This window comes from Streptomyces sp. NPDC055254, assembly GCF_053606025.1.
In genome coordinates, this window is record NZ_JBSGQV010000020.1 from 47,601 (window position 1) to 65,292 (window position 17,692).

Genomic DNA, 17,692 nt, shown 5'->3' on the forward strand with positions numbered 1-17,692 from the left:
GGCGGGCGGCGGCGGTGGCCTCCCGCCGGTCCTGATCCTCCTCCTGCTCACCGCCGCGCTCCTCGGATCCGCCGTCGCGGGCCTGGCGCTGGGGCCCGTACGGATCGCTCCCGGCCAGGTCGTCGACATCGTCCTCGGCGGCCTGTCGGGCCGCAGGCCCACCGGGGCGTTCGCCACCATCGTGTGGGACGTACGGGCGCCGCGCGTCATCCTGGGCGCCGTCGTCGGCGCCGGGCTCGCCGTCGCGGGCGCGGTGCTGCAGGCGCTCGTGCGCAACCCGCTCGCCGACCCCTTCCTGCTCGGCGCCTCCTCCGGGGCCTCGGCGGGCGCCGTCCTCGTGATCGTCCTCGGCTCGGGTACCGGCGTCCTCGCCGTCGCCGGACAACTCGGCGTACCGCTCGCCGCCTTCGCCGGTTCCCTGGCGGCGCTCGTCGCCGTCTACGCGCTGGCCCGCCGCGGCGGCTCCCTGACGACCGGCAGGCTGATCCTCGCCGGAGTCGCGGTGCAGTACGTCCTGTCCGCGCTGACCAGCCTGGTGCTCGTGCTCGCCGCGCAGCCGGACCAGGTGCGGACCGTGCTCTTCTGGACCCTCGGGGGCCTCGGCGGAGCCCGCTGGGACGAACTGGCGCTGCCCGCCGCCGCGCTGCTCCTCGGCACCGGCCTGCTGGTCGCCCTCGCCCGGCCGCTCGACCTGCTCCTCGCCGGGGAGGAGGGCGCGCAGACGCTGGGGCTGGACACGGCGCGCTTCCGGGCGGCCGTCTTCGTCCTCACCTCCCTCGTCATCGGCGTGCTCGTCGCTTACAGCGGGGCCATCGGCTTCGTGGGCCTGATGGTTCCGCATGCCGCCCGGATGGTCGTCGGCGCGGGGCACCGCGCACTGCTGCCGGTGTCCGCACTGGGCGGGGCGGTGTTCCTGACCCTGGCCGACCTGCTCGCCCGTACGGCCGCCGCGCCCGAGGAGATCCCCGTCGGCGTGGTCACCGCGCTCGTCGGCGGACCGTTCTTCCTGTGGATGCTGCGCCGCTCCACGCGTACCGAGGGGATCGCCGGATGACGGAGCCCACGGACCCCGCCGCACGCACGTGCCCCGCCAAGCCCACGGACCCCGCCGCACGCGCGCGCCCCGCCGAACGCACGGAGCGTGTGCGGTACGCGGCGCTCCCTGCGCAACTCGCCGTCGAGGGCGTGCGGTACGAGGTCGACGGGCACACCCTGCTCCGCGGCGTCGACCTCACCGCCCGTCCCGGCGAGACGGTCGGCGTGGTCGGCCCCAACGGCAGCGGCAAGACCACCCTGCTGCGCTGCGTCTACGGCGCCCTGCGACCCACCGCCGGCCGGGTGTGGCTCGACGGCAAGGACGCGGGCGCGCTCACCGTCAAGGAGCGCGCGCGGCGCGTGGCGGTCGTCCCGCAGGACGCGGGCGGCGCCTCCGGGCTGACCGTCCGCGAGGTCGTGGCCATGGGACGCAGCCCGCACAAGCGGTTCTGGGAGCAGGACGGCGCGGACGACGTACGACGGGTCGCCGAGGCCCTGGAGACGGTCGGTGCGGGCGCCTTCGCGGGGCGCCGCTTCGACGAACTCTCCGGCGGCGAACGCCAACGCGCCCTGGTGGCCCGGGCCCTGGTCCAGGACCCCGGCCTGCTCGCCCTCGACGAGCCGACGAACCACCTGGACATCCGCTACCAGCTGGAGATCCTGCGCCTGGTCCGCGGGCTGCCCGCCACCGGCCTCCTGGTCCTCCACGACCTCAACCTGGCGGCGGCCTTCTGCGACCGGCTGTACGTCCTGGCGGAGGGACGGGTGGCGGCGTCGGGCCCGCCCGCGGAGGTGCTCACGGAAGAGGTGCTGGCCGAGGTCTACGGGGTGGCCACGCGGATCGGGGTCCACCCCGAGACCGGCGCGCCGAACATCGTCTACCTCCCCGTACCCCCGGAGCGCGCGGTACGGCGCTGACACGCCCCGGGGCTGGGCGGAGGCCTACGCGGCGCCGCCCTCCCGGTAGCCGTACGGCCGGTCGACGAACTCCGTCCTGCGGCCAGCCGGTCGGTGAAGCGGACGCCCGGCGTAGTAGGCGAGGCCCGCGGCACGGATCTTCGCGAAGGACAAGACGGGGAAGCCGGTCCGCCCGATGGGACGATGACCGGAACCGAGAGGGAGGGGTGCGGCATGGCGGTGACCAAGGCCGAGGTCGCGGCGCCCGCGGGAGTCCCGTCCGCGCCAATCTCGCGCGCCTGCCCCACCCTCCTCGAAGGCCAACGGGCCGGCGGGATCGTCCGCGCCGGCGGAGCCGGCTCCACCGCGCCGCCGTCCGCCGGAGGGAGCCGGTCGTGAGGTACGCCTTCTCCACGCTCGGGCTGCCCGGTACGCCGCTCGGGCGCAGCGTCGCGCTCGCTGCCGAGCACGGCTTCGCCGGCCTCGAACTGCGGGCCCACCCCGAGGAACCGCTCCACCCCGACAGCGCCGCCGCCGACCGGGCCGCGGGCCTGCGCGTCTTCACCGCCGCCGGCGTCACCGTGCTCGGTGTCGCAGGCTACGTCCAGGTGGCCGCCGCGGGCCCCGACGAACCGGTCCTCGCCGGACTGCGCGCCCTGGTCCGGCTCGCCCACGACCTGGAAGCCCCCTACGTACGGGTCTTCCCCGGGGGCGGGGACCTGCCCGAGGCGGCCGCGGACGCCCTGGCCGTACGCCGCTTGCGGGCCGGGGCCCCGTACGCCGCGCGCCACGGCGTGCGGATCCTGCTGGAGACCCACGACTCGCACCGCACCGCGACCGCCACCGCCCGGGTGCTGGACCGCGTCGGGCATCGGGGCGCCGGCGCTCTGTGGGACGTACTGCACACCTGGCTCGGCGGCGAATCCCCGGCCGCGTCGCGGCAGGCCCTGGCCGGGCACCTGGGCTACGTACAGGTGAAGGACGTGGCGTCGGCGCGGGATCTCACCCCGCTCGGGCTCGGTGCCGGAGTGCTGCCCCTCGCTGCTGCGGTGGCCGCCGCACCCCGGGACGGCTGGCTCTGCTGGGAGTACGAGAAGCGCTGGTACCCCGGGGCCGCCGAGCTCCCCGGACAGCTCGCGCGGGGCCGCGCGTACCTGGCGGGACTGGTGTCCGGCACGGGCCCCACCGGTCACGCGGAGTAGGAAGCCGCGCTCCGGATCGACCGCGTGGCGGAAACCAGGACCGAAAGGCGTACCGCTCCGGCTCGCCGGCCGCTGACACACCCCGCGCGGCCCGCAGCGCACCCTCTACGCGCCCCGGCCCCTGTGGCGGACCGCGGGGAACGAGATCATCGTCCTGGAACCGGGCCGCCCCGGCACCGAACCGCCGCTGCGCGACCGGCCCGACCTCGGCCGCCCCCGAGGTCGTCATCCTCCAGTGAGAGAAGCCCGCAGGTGAAACGCACGAGCAGCCGTCTCGCAGACGGCCGCGAAATCCTCTATTACGACACCGACGACGGCGCGGCCCGCGCCTTCCCCGACACCCGGCCCCTCGACGCGTCCGCCACCGCGACGGCCTCCGAGGTCCGCCGGGACCCGCTTCTGGGCGACGCCGTCGTGATCGCCTCGCACCGCCAGGACCGTACCTACCGCCCGCCCGCCGACGCCTGCCCGCTGTGCCCGTCCACCGACGGGCGCGCGAGCGAGGTCCCGGCCCCCGACTACGAGGTCGCGGTCTTCGAGAACCGCTTCCCCTCCCTGGCGGGCGACACCGGCCGTTGCGAGGTCATCTGCTTCACGCCCGACCACCGGGCCTCCTTCGCCGACCTCGACGAGGAGCGCGCCGCGCTGGTCCTGGCCGCCTGGACCGACCGCACCGCCGAACTCTCCCGCCGTGACGGGGTGCGCCAGGTCTACTGCTTCGAGAACCGGGGCGCCGACATCGGCGTCACCCTCGGGCACCCGCACGGCCAGATCTATGCCTTCCCCTTCATCACCCCGCGCACCACGCGGATGCTCGCCACCGTCGCAGCCCACCGCGAAAGCACCGGAGGCAACCTCTTCGAGGAGGTCCTGGCCGGCGAACGCGCCGACGGCGCCCGCGTCGTCCTCGAAGGCGATCACTGGACCGCCTTCGTGCCCTACGCGGCGCGCTGGCCGTACGAGGTCCACCTCCACCCGAACCAGCGGGTTCCCGACCTGCCCGCGCTGGGCGACGCGGCCCGAGCCGAGTTCCCCCACCTGTACCTGGAGCTGCTGCGCCGCTTCGACCGGCTCTTCGACCGGCCGGACCGTCCGACCCCGTACATCTCCGCCTGGCACCAGGCCCCGCTCGGCGCAGGCCGGGCGGACTTCGCGCTCCATCTGGAACTGTTCACGGTCCGCCGCACCGCCGACAAGCTGAAGTACCTCGCCGGCACCGAATCCGGCATGGAGGCCTACATGAACGACGTCCGGCCCGAGGACGCGGCCGCCCGGCTGCGCGCGGTGGCGAGCCCGTGAGCGGCACGGCGCAGGGCTTCCAGGAGCTGTACGGTCATCCGCCCGAAGGGGTCTGGGCGGCCCCGGGCCGGGTCAACCTGATCGGTGAGCACACCGACTACAACGACGGCTTCGTCCTGCCGATCGCCCTCCCGCGGCGCACCGAGGTGGCCGCCGCCCGCCGTACTGACGGGATTCTCAGGGTCCACTCCGTCGACGCCGCTTCCGGTGCGGTGCGGTTCGACCTCGCCGAACTCGACCCGGCGCATCCGCCCCAGGGGGCCGAGAGATGGGCCGCTTACCCCGCGGGTGTCGCGTGGGCCCTGCTGGACGCGGGCCTTCCGGTCGGGGGCGCCGACCTGTACGTCCGGTCCGACGTGCCGACCGGAGCCGGACTGTCCTCCTCCGCCGCCCTGGAGGTCGCCACCGCGCTCGCCCTCACCGACCTGTACGGGCTGGGGCTCACCCGCCCCGAACTGGCCGTTCTCGCGCGGCGCGCCGAGAACGCGTACGTCGGCGTGCCGTGCGGGGTCATGGACCAGATGGCCTCGGCGTGCGCGGTCGACGGCCACGCCCTCCACCTGGACACCCGCACTCTCGAACAGCGGCACATCCCCTTCGACTGCGCCTCGGCGGGCCTGCGCCTGCTCGTCATCGACACCCGGGTCGCACACGCCCTGGCCGACGGGGCCTACGCCGAGCGCCGGGCCTCCTGTCACCGGGCGGCGAGGGCGCTCGGCGTGCCCGCCCTGCGCGATGTCCCGTACCAGGACCTGGAACGGGCGCTGGCGCGGCTCGACGACCCCGTCGGCCGCAAACGGGTCCGACACGTCGTCACCGAGAACGAGCGGGTCCGGCGGACCGAGGAACTGCTGCGCGCCGGGCGGTTGCGGGAGACGGGCCCGCTGCTCACCGAGGGGCACGCCTCGCTCCGCGACGACTACGAGGTCTCGTGCCCGGAGCTCGACCTGGCCGCTTCGGTCGCCGACGCGGCGGGGGCCTACGGGTCCCGGATGACGGGCGGCGGTTTCGGGGGCTCCGCGCTGACCTTGATCGACGCGGACGCCGAGCGGGCGGTGGCGCGGGCGGTGACCGAGGCCTTCGTACGGGAGGGGTACGCGCCGCCCCGCATCACGTCGGCGGCCCCGTCGGCCGGGGCGACCCGCCTGCGGTGAGGCGGGCGGTCGGGGCCTCGGCGCCGCGGTCGGGGCCGCAGCGTCGCGGTCAGCGCCGGGCCGTCGCGGTCGGAGCAGGAGCCGCCGCGGTCAGGGGCGGGTTGAGGCGGGCGAAGCCCTCCTGGCGCTCGTACGGGAAGTACGGGTAGGGCGCGGGACGGTGGCTCGCCGCGTCGAGGCGGGCCACCTGCTCGGGCGTCAGGGCCCAGCCGACGGCGCCGATGTTCTGGCGCAGCTGCGCCTCGTCGCGCGCGCCGATGATGACGGAGGACACCGTGGGGCGCCGCAGCAGCCAGTTGAGGGCGACCTGGGGGATCGTCCGCTCCGTCTCCGCGGCGATCTCGTCGAGCGCATCGGTGCTCGCCGCGGCCGCGCGCGCGGGCGCCTTCGCCTGAGGGGTAAGGACTGCCGGGGTGACTCGGGTGCCCGGGCGATCCGGCCGCCCGAGCCCCCGCCGGCCCCGGTCAGGACACGATGTCCTTGCGGGAGAAGCCCCGGAACGCGAGGGCGAACAACACCAGGGCGTAGGACACCGAGACCGCGCCGCCCTTGATCATCCCGCCCCACTCCAGCTGCGGCTGCAAGGCGTCCGCCCACGCGAACTGCCAGTGCGCCGGCAGGAACTCCCGCCACGACCCGAGAGCCGTCACCGCGTCCAGCACGTTGCCGACGATCGTCAGGCCGACCGCCCCGCCCACCGCTCCGAGCGGTGCGTCCGTGCGGGTGGACAGCCAGAACGCCAGGCCCGCCGTGACCAGCTGCGACACGAAGATGAAGGCGACCGCGAGCGCCAGTCGCGCCGCCGTGTCGGCGGCGGCGAGGGATCCGCCCGCCGGGAGTTTCAGCGGACCCCAGCCGTACGCGGCCGTGCCCGCCGCCAGGGCCACCACCGGCAGCAGCACCATCGCCGCCAGGCTGAACCCCAGCGCCACCACCAGCTTGCTCCACAGCAGCCGGGCCCGAGGCACCGGCGAGGCCAGCAGGTAGCGCAACGAGGACCAGCTGGCCTCCGACGCCACCGTGTCCCCGCAGAACAGCGCCACGGGCACCACCAGCAGGAACCCGGCCGAGACGAAGAGGCAGGTGGCGGCGAAGTTCGCGGCGGACGCCGTGGCCGTGTCGATCAGGGTGATCCGGCCGTTCCCGCCGCCCGGTCCGTCGTCCGGCCCGCCCCCCACCGCGAACGCGATCAGCATGACGAACGGCAGCGCGGCCAGCACCGCGCCCATCACCAGCGTCCGCCGCCGGCGCCACTGCCGCAGCGCTTCCACGCGCAGCGGCAGCGTACGGCTCGCCCGGTAGCCCGGGGCCACCTCCTGCACGGCAGTCATGCCGAACCTCCGATCAGGGTGAGGAACGCGTCCTCCAGCCGGCGGTGCGGCCCCGCTCCGGTCACGGGCACCTCCAGCCGTACGAGTTCGGCGATCAGACCGGAGGCCGTCGCGCCTTCGAGGCGTACGAGCAGCCCGTCGTCAACGGCCACCACGGAACCCACTCCTTCCAGCGCCGCCACCTTCTCGACGCTCACCTCGTCCACCGGCCCGGCCAGGGTCACCAGCAGGGTGTCGCCCCCGCCGGTGATCTCGGCGACCTTGCCGGCCTGCACCAGCCTGCCCCGGTCCATGACGACCAGGTGCGTACAGGACTGCTCCACCTCCGACAGCAGGTGGCTGGAGACGATGACCGTCCGGCCTCCCGCCGCGTAGCGGATCATCACGTCCCGCATCTCGCGGATCTGCGGCGGATCCAGACCGTTCGTCGGCTCGTCGAGGATCAGCAGGTCCGGCATCCCGAGCATGGCCTGCGCGATCGCGAGCCGCTGGCGCATGCCCTGCGAGTACGTGCGCACCGCACGCTCCAGCGCGTCACCGAGGCCGGCGATCTCAAGGGCCTCGGCCATGTGCGAGTCCTCGGCCGGTCGGCCGGTGGCCTGCCAGTACAGCTCCAGGTTGGCCCGGCCCGTCAGGTGCGGCAGGAAACCCGCGCCCTCGACGAAGGCCCCGACCCGCGAGAGCACCGGCGACCCGGCCCGCACCGCGTGCCCGAACACCCGGATCTCCCCGGCGTCCGGGGAGATCAGCCCCATCAGCATGCGCAGGGTCGTGGTCTTCCCGGCGCCATTGGGTCCGAGCAGCCCCCATACCTGCCCCTTCTCCACACGGAACGACAGGTCCCGCACCGCGTACCGGTCCTGCGCCTTCGCGTACCGCTTCGTCAGACCCGTGATCTCCAGCGGTACGTCGGCCGACGCGGGGTCCGGTGCCGGCGTACCGGCCCGGGCGCCGACTCCGCCCGACCGGGGACGCCGGATCCCGAGCAGGACGGCGGCCAGCGCCGCCGCCCCCAGCGGCAGCCCCCAGGTCCAGGCGGGCAGGCCGGCCGTGGCGGTCCGCACCCCCTCGGCGACGGGGACGGCGAGCGGGCCCCGCGCCGACACGGTGTAGGTGGCCGGGGCGGCCGGAGTCGCGTAGCCGAGGTCGGTCGCGGCGATCACCAGCCGCAGCCGGTGCCCGGCCTCGACGGAGTGGTCGATCGCGGGGAGGGTGAGCCGCACGCGCGCGCCCTGCGCCGCGTTCTCCACCCGCACCGGGGCGACCAGCTGACGCGGCAGCACCTGCTGCCGGCCGTCGGGGCCCACGTCGTAGACCTTGCCGAACAGCACGGCCGAGCCGTCCGCGGCCGTCGACCTCACGTCGAGGGTGACGGTCGGGGTCCCGGTGATCCGTACGTCCTCGGCCAGCGGAACCGACTCGAACCGGGCGTTCTGCCCGGGGAAGTCCAGGGAGAGCCCCGCGCCGAACGCGGCGAGTTGGCCGCCGATCCCGGGCAACGAGGAGAGCGCGGGGGGCGCGCCACCCGCCGGGTTGGCGAAGGTCTGCTCGCGGCCCGTCAGAGCGAACTCGCGCGGGCCGGACGTGAGCCCCGGGTAGCGCTCGCCGCTCGCTCCGCGCAGCTGCACCTGCCCGTCGGTGGAGTCGATGCCGCCGGAACGCGAGACGCGGAAGACCGGACCGGGGTCCGCGCCCTTGTCGTCCTTGAGGTGGCGGTCGAACCAGGACGCCACCCGGGCTTCGACCCGGGCGGCTTCGCGCATGCCGCCGTCGTGCCCGCCGGCCGCCCAGTCGACGGAGACGGGGGCGCCGTTCGCTTCGATGGTGCGGGCCATGGCGTCCGCCTGGCCGAGCGGGAAGAGGGAGTCGTCCTGCCCCTGCACGATCAGGGTCGGCACCTTGATCGAGGCGCCCACCGCCGAGGGGCTGCGCCGCTCCAGCAGGGCGCGGGCCTCGGCGTCGGGCTTGCCGGCCACCGCGACGCGCTCGTACATGGCGCACAGCTCGGGCTGGAACCGCCCGCAGCCGGGCGCCGGCTCGGCGGCCGGGGCCTGCGGACCCGCGGCGTCCGGCCGGGCCGCTTCCGATTCCGGCGGGACGGAGGGCCGCATGCCGCCGGCGGAGCCGGTCGTGAAGAAGACGCCCGCCCACAGCTTCTTGAAGACCCCGTCGGGGAAGAGGGCGTCGGCGAGGTTCCAGTAGGTGATCTGCGGCGCGATCGCGTCGACCCGGCGGTCGTGTCCGGCGGCGAGCAGGGCGACCGCGCCGCCGTAGGAGGCGCCGGACACACCGACGCGCGGGTCGCCGTCCGCGTCGAGCCGTACCTCGGGCCGGGTCGCGAGCCAGTCGACGAGCCGGGAGACGTCCTTGACCTCGTGCTCGGGATCGTTCAGCCCGATCCGGCCGCCGGACCGGCCGAAGCCGCGCGCCGACCAGGTCAGGACCGCGTAGCCGTCGCCGGCCAGCCGTTCGGCCTGGGCGCGGACGTCGTCCTTGCTGCCGCCGAAGCCGTGGCCGAGGAGCACGGCGGGGCGCTTCTCCGTGCCGCCGCTGCGGCCGTCCGCGGTGAAGTACGAGGTGTCGATGCCCGTACCGGCGCCGTCGGGGCCGGGCATGGTCACCACCTGGTCCTGGCGGCGTACAACCGGTGCGTCGGCGGCGACGGCGGCGGCCGTCCACGTACCGCCTCCCGCGACGACGGCGAGCGCGGCGGCGCCGGCGAGCAGGCGGTCTCGGCGGCGCCGGGGCAGTCGGAGCTTCATACGGAAACCCTAAACGCCCGCTGCCCCGTGCCCGAGCGCCCGCAGGGGGATGTCCCGACCTTCGTGAGGACTACCCGGACCACCCGGCATACCGCGCCTGCGGTACACCGGACGGGCACGAGACGCGCGGACAGCCGTATCCCGCTCCCGCGGGATACGGGAAGCGGAACGGGGTAGCGGCGCGCAGAGCGCGGAATGCGGGACGCGGCGTCGGACGGGAGGATGGGCACATGCTGCTGACGGGAGGATGGGCGCATGCTGCTGGCAGAGGTCGCGCGCGTGTCCCGTGAGGTCTCCGAGACCTCCGCCCGGTCCCGGAAGACGGCCCTGCTGGCGGAGCTGTTCGCCGCGGCGCCGCCCGAGGAGGCCGGGCTGGTGATCTCCTACCTCGCGGGGCGCCTGCCGCAGGGCCGCCCCGGTATCGGCTGGAGCGCCCTCGCCCAGGAGAGCGAACCGGCGCCGGAGCCCACCTTGACCGTCCGCGCCGTCGACGCGGCGGTGACCGAACTGGCCTCCGTGGCGGGCCCCGGCTCGCAGGCCGAGCGGCGCCGGATCGTCGGCGCCCTGCTGGGCGCGGCCACCGGCCCCGAGCAGGTGTTCCTGCGCAGTCTGCTGTCCGGCGAAGTGCGCCAGGGCGCGCTCGACGCGATCGCCCTGGACGGCGTGGCCGCCGCCGCCGCGGTGCCGGCGGCGGACCTGCGCCGGGCCGTGATGCTGGACGGTTCGCTGCCCCGGGTGGCGTCGGCGGTCCTGGCCTCCGGGGCGGAGGCGCTGGGCGCCTTCACCCTCCGCGTGGGGCAGCCCGTACACCCCATGCTGGCCAACACCGCGAAATCCGTGGGCGAGGCCCTGGCGGCGCTCGGGCCCTGCGTCGTGGAGGAGAAGCTCGACGGGATCCGCGTCCAGGTCCACCGCGACGGCGACGACGTACGCGTGTACACCCGCTCCCTGGACGAGATCACCGACCGGCTGCCGGAGGTGGCCGAGCTGGCCCGCTCCCTGCCCGGGGAGCGCTTCATCCTGGACGGCGAGGTCATCGGAACGACGGCGGACGGCCGCCCGGTCCCCTTCCAGGAGGTCGCGAGCCGGGTCGGCTCCCGGACCGACGTCGAGGCCGCCCGACGGGTGCTGCCGGTGGCCCCCTACTTCTTCGACGTCCTCGCGGTGGGGGAGGACGTGCTGCTCGACCTGCCCGTCCACGAGAGGTACGCGGCCCTCGCCGCGCTCGTGCCGCAGAGCGCCCGGGTCCGCCGGCTGGTCGTCGAGGACCCGGGGGCGCAGGCGGTCGAGGCCGAGGAGTTCTGGGCGCAGACGCTGCGCCGGGGCCACGAGGGCGTGATGGTCAAGTCCCTCGACTCGCTCTACGCGGCGGGGCGGCGCGGCAGGCACTGGCTCAAGGTGAAACCGGTGCACACCCTTGACCTGGTGGTGCTGGCCGCCGAGTGGGGTCACGGACGGCGGACCGGCCTCCTGTCGAATCTGCACCTGGGCGCGCGGGCCGCCGACGGGGGCCACGCGATGCTCGGCAAGACCTTCAAGGGGCTCACCGACGAGATGCTGCGCTGGCAGACCGGGGCCCTCCGGGCGCTGGCCACCTCGGACGACGGGTTCACCGTACGGGTGCGCCCCGAACTGGTCGTGGAGATCGCCTACGACGGGCTCCAGCGCTCCACGCGCTACCCGGCCGGGGTCGCCCTGCGCTTCGCCCGGGTCCTGAGGCACCGCCCGGACAAGAGCGCCGAGGAGGCCGATACGGTGGAGACCGTGCTCGGCCAGGCGGAACGGGGAGGGGAAACCGGGGACGCGTCGGGCTGATTTGCCTCAGAGGCAAGGGCAATTGCCAGGCAGGCAAGGATCTGGCTCAATCGGAGCATGAACCCCGGCCCCGCGCCAGACGCCGATACCGTCACCGATGCCGCCGACAGCGGCATCGCCGAGCTTCCCACGGTGGCTCCGCAACTGCGCGACCTGCGCCGTCGCGCCGGACTGACCCTGGAGGCGGCCGCCGCGCGGGCCAGGCTCTCACCCGCCCACCTGTCCCGTCTGGAGACCGGCCGGCGCCAGCCCTCGCTGCCGCTCCTGCTCGGGCTCGCCCGCACCTACGGTACGACGGTCTCCGAGCTGCTCGGGGAGACCCCCGCCGCCGCCGACCCCGTCGTACGGGCCGGCGGGCCGGGGGCCCTGGAGGCCGACGGGTGGACGTACTGGCGGGCGGGCGGCCCCGGGCGCGGCATGCAGGCGCTGCGCGTGCACGTCCCCCACGGCCGCAGCCAGGGCGAGCTGGTCCGCGTCCACCCCGGCGAGGAATGGCTTTACGTGCTCAAGGGGCGGCTGCGGTTGCACCTTGCGGAAGCCGAACACCTGCTGGAGCCGGGGGACAGCGCGCACTTCGACTCGCTGACCCCGCACCGGATCGGGTCCGCCGACCCGGGCGGGGCCGACCTGCTCTTCGTCCACACGCTGCTGCAGAGCAGTCTCGCCGGGCTCTGCCTCGGCGGCGCCAGCACGCCCCACCGATAGCCGAGGAGACGTACCCATGTCCCGGACCGAGCACCAGGCACAGCACGCACCGGCAGCAGAGGGCGAGAGGGGCGAGAGGGGCGAGACGGCCGACGCCGACGGGACGGGGAGGGCGGCCATCCGCGCCCGCATCGAATCCAAGTTCCCGCGCGGCCTGGTGATCCGGCTGATCGCCTACCTGTTCGTCGGTCACCTCTTCGCCTTCTTCGTCTATCTCCTCTTCGTCCTGGGCGCCGAGAACCAGTGACGGCGAAGCCCGGTCCCGGCCGCGATTCCGGGTCCCGCTTCTCTGGAAACCTGCAGGTCCTGTCGCTACCCTCCGCGCATGATTTCCACGGTTGTCTGGGGTACCGGCAACGTCGGCCGTTTGGCCATCCGTGCCGTCGAGGCCCATCCCGCGCTGCGGCTCTCCGCAGTCATCGTCCATGATCCCGCCAAGGTCGGCCGCGACGCCGGCGAACTCGGCGGGCTCGACCGCCCGTCGGGGGTGACGGCCACCGACGACGTCGAAGCCGTGCTCGCAGCCCGGCCCCGGGCGGTGGTCTACGCGGCCTCCGGGGACGTCCGGCCCGACGACGCGCTCGCCGACATCACCCGGGCGATCCGCTCCGGCGCGGTCGTCGTCAGCCCCGCGCTGTACCCGCTCTACGACCACCGCAACGCCCCGCCCGAGTTCCGTGACCCCGTGGCGGCGGCCGTCGCGGAGGGCGGCGGCTCCTTCTTCGCCTCCGGCGTCGACCCCGGCTGGGGCAACGACGTCCTCCCGCTGCTGCTCAGCGGGCTCGGCACGACCATCGACGCCATCCGCTGCCAGGAGATCTTCGACTACTCCACCTACGACCAGCCCGACTCCGTGCGGTACCTCGTCGGTATGGGCCAGCCCATGGACTACGAGCCGATGATGCTGCTGCCCTCCGTCCCGACCATGGTCTGGGGCGGGCAGATACGGATGATGGCCCGGGCCCTGGGGGTCGAACTGGACGAGATCCGCGAGACCTCGGACCGCAGAGCCCTGGACACCTCCGTGGTGACGCGCACGATGGGGGAGTTCGAGGCCGGGACCCAGGGCGCCGTCCGTTTCGAGGTACAGGGCATCGTCGAGGGCGAGCCCCGCATCGTCATCGAGCACGTCACCCGTATCCACGCCTCCTGCGCACCGGACTGGCCGTCGCCGCCCGACGGGGGCGACGGCGCCCACCGGGTGGTCATCGAGGGACGCCCGCGCATCGAGGTCACCATCGAGGCCACCGACGAGGGCGAGAACCGCTCCGCGGGCGGCAACGCCACCGCCGTAGGCCGCCTGGTGGGGGCCATCGACTGGCTCACCGAGGCGGAACCCGGACTCTACGACGCCCTCGACATCCCCTTGCGCCCCGCCATCGGCAGACTCGGAAGGAAACACGCATGAGGATCGACATACCTGAAGGGCAGCACCCCATCGAGTACGTGTGGGGTGACATGGTTCCCGGCATCGGCATGGCCGCGGCGAACTTCTCCCTGTCGGTGTACGCCCACACCACCCTGGGCCTGCGCGAGTTCGAGGCGGCCCGGCTGCGCGTCGCGCAGATCAACGGGTGCGTCTTCTGCCTCGACTGGCGCACCGAGCGGGAGGGGGAGAAGGTCGAGGAGGCGTTCTCCGACGCGGTCACCGAGTGGCGCACCACCGACGCGTTCGACGACCGCACCCGCCTGGCGGCGGAGTACGCCGAGCGCTACACCCTCGACCACCACGGTCTCGACGACGAGTTCTGGGACCGGATGAACGCGCACTACACCCAGTTGGAGATCGTCGAGCTGACGATGAGCATCGGGTCCTGGCTGGCTTTCGGTCGCCTCAACCACGTGCTCGGCCTGGACGGTGTCTGCGTCCTGCCCGGCCGCTGACACGGGTGCGGGGCCGGTCGGTGGATCCCGTCCGGCCCCGGTTCCGTCCGCACGGGCGGGGTCAGAGGTCCGTGGCGATGATCTTCTCGATGTTCCGTTCGGCGAGTGCCGTGATGGTGACGAACGGGTTGACGCTCACGTTGCCGGGGATGAGCGCGCCGTCGATCACGTACAGGCCGGAGTACCCGTGGAGCCGGCCGTAGTTGTCGGTGGCCTTGTCCAGGACCGCGCCGCCGAGGGGGTGGTAGGTGAGGTGGTCGCCCCAGATCTTGCTGGTGCCGAAGAGGTCGGTGCGGTAGATCGTCCCCTCCCTCTTGTTGATCTTGTCGAAGATGCTCTTGGCCATGTCGATGGACGGCTGCTTCCACGCCGTCTGCCAGTCGAGGTCGACCTTGCCGGCCGCCGCGTTCCAGGTGAACCGGGCCCGGTGCGGGTTCTTGGTGATGGACAGGTAGAACGAGGCGTACGTCTCGATCCCGGTCGGCAGCGGCGCCACCTCGGCGAAGGCCCCGCCCGCGTCCCAGTTGTCGATGCCACCGCAGGGGATGGCGGACTGGACCTTGCCGGTCGGGTCCCACATGTGGTTGGCGCGGCCGCACATGACGTTGCCGTTCTCGCCCCACTCCTTGCCGATCGCGTCGTTCAGCAGGGGCAGGACGCCGGTGGCCTTCAGCTTGACGAGCAGCTTGCTCGTGCCGACGCTGCCGGCGGCGAAGAACACCCGGTCGCTCGTGACGGTCTTGGTCGCCGTGACGTCGCCGTTGGTCGCGAGCTGCTCGATGGTGACCGCGTAGCCGCCGCCGGAGGCGGGAGCCACCGAAGTGACCTTGTGCAGGGGCGAGATGGTGACCTTGCCGGTGGCCTTGGCGGCCGCGATGTAGGTCTGCTGGAGCGACTTCTTCCCGTAGTTGTTGCCGTAGAGGATCTCCCCGTCCACCGCCGACTTCGGTGCGGTGCCGGCGGCCTCCTTCTTCATGTAGTCCCAGTCGTACACGTCGGGGACGAAGACGAAGGGGAAGCCCGAGCGCTGGGCGTGCTTGCGGCCGACGCGGGCGTACTGGTAGCAGTCGACGCTGTCGAACCAGGCCGGGTCGATGAGGCCGACGCCGAGGCCGGCGTTGGCGCGCGGGTAGTAGGTGTCGTACATCTCGTCGGCGTTCACGGAGGGCAGGACGGCGCTGAAGTTCTGCCGCTTGGGCGTGACGGCCATACCGCCGTTGACCAGCGAGCCGCCGCCGACGCCGCGACCCTGGTAGACGGTGATCCCGCCCATCTCCTCGGCGTCCAGGATGCCGGTGTACTTCGGCACGTCCTTGTCGATCGGGAACCCGAGGAAGTTGCTGAGCGGCGCTTTCGTCCTGGTCCGCAGCCAGTAGGAGCGGTAGTCCGGCCTGGTGGTGTGGGCGAAGATCTTGCCGTCGGTGCCCGGGGCGTCCCAGGCCATCCCCATCTCGATCATGTGTACGTCGACACCGGCCCGGGCCAGGCGCAGGGCGGCCACGGAGCCGCCGTACCCGGTGCCGATCACCAGGACCGGCACGCGGGCGCCGTTGTCGATCGAGGCAGTGGTGGCGACAGCACGGGCCGCGTATGCCGGGGAGGCCTGGGCGGAGAGGGCCACGGCCCCCAGAATGGAACCTGTTCCAGCGATGAATCCACGTCGTGAGAATCCATGGGAACCGGTTTTGGGCACGCCGTTGTCACTCATGTGACGTTCCTCACTCTTGGCTGAATGAGAACGAGTTCTACTGCGACGTGCGTGTGAAGTCACTAGATACCTCTTGGTAACTTCTTCACTTCAAGCCGATCGGATAACGCATTCCGGCCGCCGTGACGCCGCGCGGGCCCACCACGCGCGCGGGTCGAGGCCCCCGGTGGCCCTCAGCGCTTCACCGCTCCCGGAGGTTCGAGCGGCGGAGCGCCGACCGCGCACTGCGTCCGGCACTGGGGTTGGGGCGCACCGGCCGCGGGGGTCCGTACGCCGGCCCAGGCCACGGCGGCGCCCAGCACCAGCGCCCCCGCGCACCAGGGCATGGCCCGCCGGAACGAGGCGTCGAACAGGTCGGCGGAGAGGTACGCGTCCGGGGCCATCCCGGACAGCAGCGGCAGCGCCGCCACCGCGAGCAGCCCGGCCGCCCGAGCCGCGGCGTTGTTGATGCCGCTGGCCAGACCCGCCCGGCCGGGGTCCACCGAGGCCAGGACGGTCGCCGTCAGCGGGGCCACCAGAGTCACCATGCCCATGCCCATCACCACGAGCGCGGGCAGCACGTCCCGGGCGTACGAGGCCTGCGGCCCCACCCGGAGCATCAGCATCGTCCCGGCCGCGCACAGCAACGGCCCCACCGTGAGCGGAATGCGCGGGCCGATCCGCTCGCCGATCTCCCCCGACCGGGCCGACAGCAGCAGCATCAGGGCGGTCGTGGGCATCAGGGCGGCCCCCGCGGCCAGCGCGGAGTACCCGGCCACCACCTGGAGCTGGAGCACCACGAGGAAGAAGAAGCCCCCGAAGGCGGCGTACACGCACAAGGTGACCAGATTGACCGCGGTGAACTGCCGGGACGCGAAGATCGAGGGCGGCACCATCGGGTCCGCCCGCTTGTGCTCGACGTACACGAACGCCGCCGCCAGCGCCACCCCGCCCACCGCCGCCACGACCACCGTCACCGAACCGGTCCGGGCCTCGATCAGCGCGTACGTCATCAGCGCCAGCGCGCCCGCGCCCAGCACCGCCCCGGCGACGTCGAACCGCCCGTGCGCCTTCGGATCCCGCGACTCCGGTACGTGCCTCAGGGCCACGGGGACGCACAGCGCGGCGAGCGGCACGTTCAGCAGGAACACCCAGCGCCAGCCCGGCCCGTCCACCAGCCAGCCCCCGAGGAAGGGCCCCGCGGCCGCCCCCACCCCGCCCAGGCCCGACCACAGACCCACCGCGCGGGCGCGGTCCTCCGGGTGGATCGACCCCTGGATCAGCGCGAGGGACCCGGGCGTCAGCAGGGCGCCGCCGACGCCCTGCAGGGCCCGCGCGGCGATCAGTACGCCCGCGTTCGGTGCGATGCCGCACAGCAGCGAGCCCAGCGCGAACCACACCACGCCCAGCACGAAGATCCGGCGCCGCCCGAAGCGGTCGCCGAGCGCGCCGCCGACCAGGATCAGCCCGGCCAGGGTCAACAGATAGGCGTTGACCGTCCACTGGAGCACCGCCAGGTCGGCGTCGAGGTCCCGGCCGATACGGGGCAGCGCCACATTGACGACCGTCGAGTCCAACAGCACCATGCTCGACCCGAGGACCGTCGTGAACACGATCCACCGGCCCCGCGCGGTGCCGAGCCGGACGTCCGGACCGCCGTCTGCCGGCGGCGCCGGGCGGAGCCCCGGAGGGAGGCCGGGAGGCGGCACCGGCGCGGGGCCGGGCGTCGGCGGTACGCCGGGAGTGGACGAGGGCTCGCCCGGGGTGGCGGTCATGGTTTCAGGCTGGCCTCCGGAAGGCCCGGGGGCCACCCGGGGCCCGGCCGCCCCTTCCGCGAAGGCCGGTGGGGGTGACACGGCTCAATAGGCCCTCTTGTAATGAGCATGACCCCTGATTCAGCATGACCCGCGCACGTCACGCA

At 73.9% G+C, this 17,692-nt stretch carries 15 protein-coding genes and 1 pseudogene; 11 read left to right on the forward strand and 5 right to left on the reverse strand.

The annotated features are described in order from the left end of the window. Nucleotides 1–31: 31 nt before the first annotated feature. From ACWFQ8_RS20120 to galK, 6 genes are all read left to right on the forward strand, one after another. Nucleotides 32–1,054, forward strand: a complete 1,023-nt coding sequence (locus tag ACWFQ8_RS20120; protein ID WP_453787656.1) for a FecCD family ABC transporter permease — start codon at nt 32–34, stop codon at nt 1,052–1,054. Further along, nucleotides 1,051–1,953, forward strand: a complete 903-nt coding sequence (locus ACWFQ8_RS20125; protein ID WP_453787600.1) for an ABC transporter ATP-binding protein — start codon at nt 1,051–1,053, stop codon at nt 1,951–1,953. Before ACWFQ8_RS20120 ends, ACWFQ8_RS20125 begins: the two co-directional genes overlap by 4 nt. A gap of 213 nt (nt 1,954–2,166) precedes the next feature. Then, nucleotides 2,167–2,331, forward strand: coding sequence for a hypothetical protein (locus tag ACWFQ8_RS20130; RefSeq protein WP_453787601.1), 165 nt, complete (start codon nt 2,167–2,169; stop codon nt 2,329–2,331). Continuing rightward, nucleotides 2,328–3,134 (forward strand): sugar phosphate isomerase/epimerase family protein, encoded by an 807-nt coding sequence (locus ACWFQ8_RS20135; protein WP_453787602.1) that lies wholly within the window; start codon nt 2,328–2,330, stop codon nt 3,132–3,134. Before ACWFQ8_RS20130 ends, ACWFQ8_RS20135 begins: the two co-directional genes overlap by 4 nt. A 252-nt stretch (nt 3,135–3,386) precedes the next feature. Beyond that, complete coding sequence (gene galT, locus ACWFQ8_RS20140) at nt 3,387–4,433, forward strand: galactose-1-phosphate uridylyltransferase (RefSeq protein WP_453787603.1); 1,047 nt, start codon at nt 3,387–3,389, stop codon at nt 4,431–4,433. Beyond that, a complete protein-coding gene (gene galK, locus ACWFQ8_RS20145; protein WP_453787604.1) occupies nt 4,430–5,587 on the forward strand; it encodes a galactokinase in 1,158 nt (385 codons plus the stop codon). Before galT ends, galK begins: the two co-directional genes overlap by 4 nt. A gap of 49 nt (nt 5,588–5,636) precedes the next feature. Here the strand turns inward: galK and ACWFQ8_RS20150 are convergent. The 3 genes and pseudogenes from ACWFQ8_RS20150 to ACWFQ8_RS20160 all read right to left on the reverse strand — a co-directional run. Beyond that, a pseudogene (locus ACWFQ8_RS20150) lies at nt 5,637–5,954 on the reverse strand (aldo/keto reductase); the annotation flags it as partial. A 97-nt stretch (nt 5,955–6,051) separates the two neighbouring features. Further along, nucleotides 6,052–6,918: an ABC transporter permease gene (locus tag ACWFQ8_RS20155; protein WP_453787605.1), complete on the reverse strand. Its 867-nt coding sequence runs from the start codon at nt 6,916–6,918 to the stop codon at nt 6,052–6,054. Further along, nucleotides 6,915–9,680, reverse strand: a complete 2,766-nt coding sequence (locus ACWFQ8_RS20160; RefSeq protein WP_453787606.1) for an alpha/beta fold hydrolase — start codon at nt 9,678–9,680, stop codon at nt 6,915–6,917. The genes ACWFQ8_RS20155 and ACWFQ8_RS20160 overlap by 4 nt, the downstream gene beginning before the upstream one ends. A 255-nt stretch (nt 9,681–9,935) precedes the next feature. Here ACWFQ8_RS20160 and ACWFQ8_RS20165 point away from each other — a divergent pair, with 255 nt between their 5' ends. The 5 genes from ACWFQ8_RS20165 (at nt 9,936) to ACWFQ8_RS20185 (ending at nt 14,084) form a co-directional block, all read left to right on the forward strand. Further along, nucleotides 9,936–11,495 carry an ATP-dependent DNA ligase gene (locus ACWFQ8_RS20165; RefSeq protein WP_453787607.1) on the forward strand — a complete coding sequence of 520 codons (1,560 nt, stop codon included), beginning with the start codon at nt 9,936–9,938 and terminating at the stop codon, nt 11,493–11,495. Between the two features lie 57 nt (nt 11,496–11,552). Then, complete coding sequence (locus ACWFQ8_RS20170; protein ID WP_453787608.1) at nt 11,553–12,200, forward strand: helix-turn-helix domain-containing protein; 648 nt, start codon at nt 11,553–11,555, stop codon at nt 12,198–12,200. 16 nt (nt 12,201–12,216) lie between these two features. Continuing rightward, entirely contained in the window at nt 12,217–12,447 is a 231-nt protein-coding gene (locus ACWFQ8_RS20175; RefSeq protein WP_453787609.1) for a DUF6126 family protein, read from the forward strand. 78 nt (nt 12,448–12,525) lie between these two features. After that, nucleotides 12,526–13,608 carry an NAD(P)H-dependent amine dehydrogenase family protein gene (locus ACWFQ8_RS20180; RefSeq protein WP_453787610.1) on the forward strand — a complete coding sequence of 361 codons (1,083 nt, stop codon included), beginning with the start codon at nt 12,526–12,528 and terminating at the stop codon, nt 13,606–13,608. Beyond that, nucleotides 13,605–14,084: a carboxymuconolactone decarboxylase family protein gene (locus tag ACWFQ8_RS20185; protein WP_453787611.1), complete on the forward strand. Its 480-nt coding sequence runs from the start codon at nt 13,605–13,607 to the stop codon at nt 14,082–14,084. Before ACWFQ8_RS20180 ends, ACWFQ8_RS20185 begins: the two co-directional genes overlap by 4 nt. A 61-nt stretch (nt 14,085–14,145) precedes the next feature. Here ACWFQ8_RS20185 and ACWFQ8_RS20190 read toward each other — a convergent pair whose 3' ends face one another. After that, nucleotides 14,146–15,792, reverse strand: a complete 1,647-nt coding sequence (locus tag ACWFQ8_RS20190; RefSeq protein ID WP_453787612.1) for a GMC oxidoreductase — start codon at nt 15,790–15,792, stop codon at nt 14,146–14,148. A gap of 173 nt (nt 15,793–15,965) precedes the next feature. Further along, entirely contained in the window at nt 15,966–17,546 is a 1,581-nt protein-coding gene (locus ACWFQ8_RS20195) for an MFS transporter (RefSeq protein ID WP_453787613.1), read from the reverse strand. Between the last annotated feature and the right edge of the window lie 146 nt (nt 17,547–17,692).

Bases quoted from the DNA above. Each gene is read 5' to 3' on its own strand.
- ACWFQ8_RS20125 (WP_453787600.1), top strand. From the start codon at position 1,051: ATGACGGAGCCCACGGACCCCGCCGCACGCACGTGCCCCGCCAAGCCC.
- ACWFQ8_RS20130 (WP_453787601.1), top strand. From the start codon at position 2,167: ATGGCGGTGACCAAGGCCGAGGTCGCGGCGCCCGCGGGAGTCCCGTCC.
- ACWFQ8_RS20155 (WP_453787605.1), bottom strand. From the start codon at position 6,918: ATGACTGCCGTGCAGGAGGTGGCCCCGGGCTACCGGGCGAGCCGTACG.
- ACWFQ8_RS20160 (WP_453787606.1), bottom strand. From the start codon at position 9,680: ATGAAGCTCCGACTGCCCCGGCGCCGCCGAGACCGCCTGCTCGCCGGC.
- ACWFQ8_RS20165 (WP_453787607.1), top strand. From the start codon at position 9,936: ATGCTGCTGGCAGAGGTCGCGCGCGTGTCCCGTGAGGTCTCCGAGACC.
- ACWFQ8_RS20170 (WP_453787608.1), top strand. From the start codon at position 11,553: ATGAACCCCGGCCCCGCGCCAGACGCCGATACCGTCACCGATGCCGCC.
- ACWFQ8_RS20175 (WP_453787609.1), top strand. From the start codon at position 12,217: ATGTCCCGGACCGAGCACCAGGCACAGCACGCACCGGCAGCAGAGGGC.
- ACWFQ8_RS20180 (WP_453787610.1), top strand. From the start codon at position 12,526: ATGATTTCCACGGTTGTCTGGGGTACCGGCAACGTCGGCCGTTTGGCC.
- ACWFQ8_RS20185 (WP_453787611.1), top strand. From the start codon at position 13,605: ATGAGGATCGACATACCTGAAGGGCAGCACCCCATCGAGTACGTGTGG.
- ACWFQ8_RS20190 (WP_453787612.1), bottom strand. From the start codon at position 15,792: ATGAGTGACAACGGCGTGCCCAAAACCGGTTCCCATGGATTCTCACGA.
- ACWFQ8_RS20195 (WP_453787613.1), bottom strand. From the start codon at position 17,546: ATGACCGCCACCCCGGGCGAGCCCTCGTCCACTCCCGGCGTACCGCCG.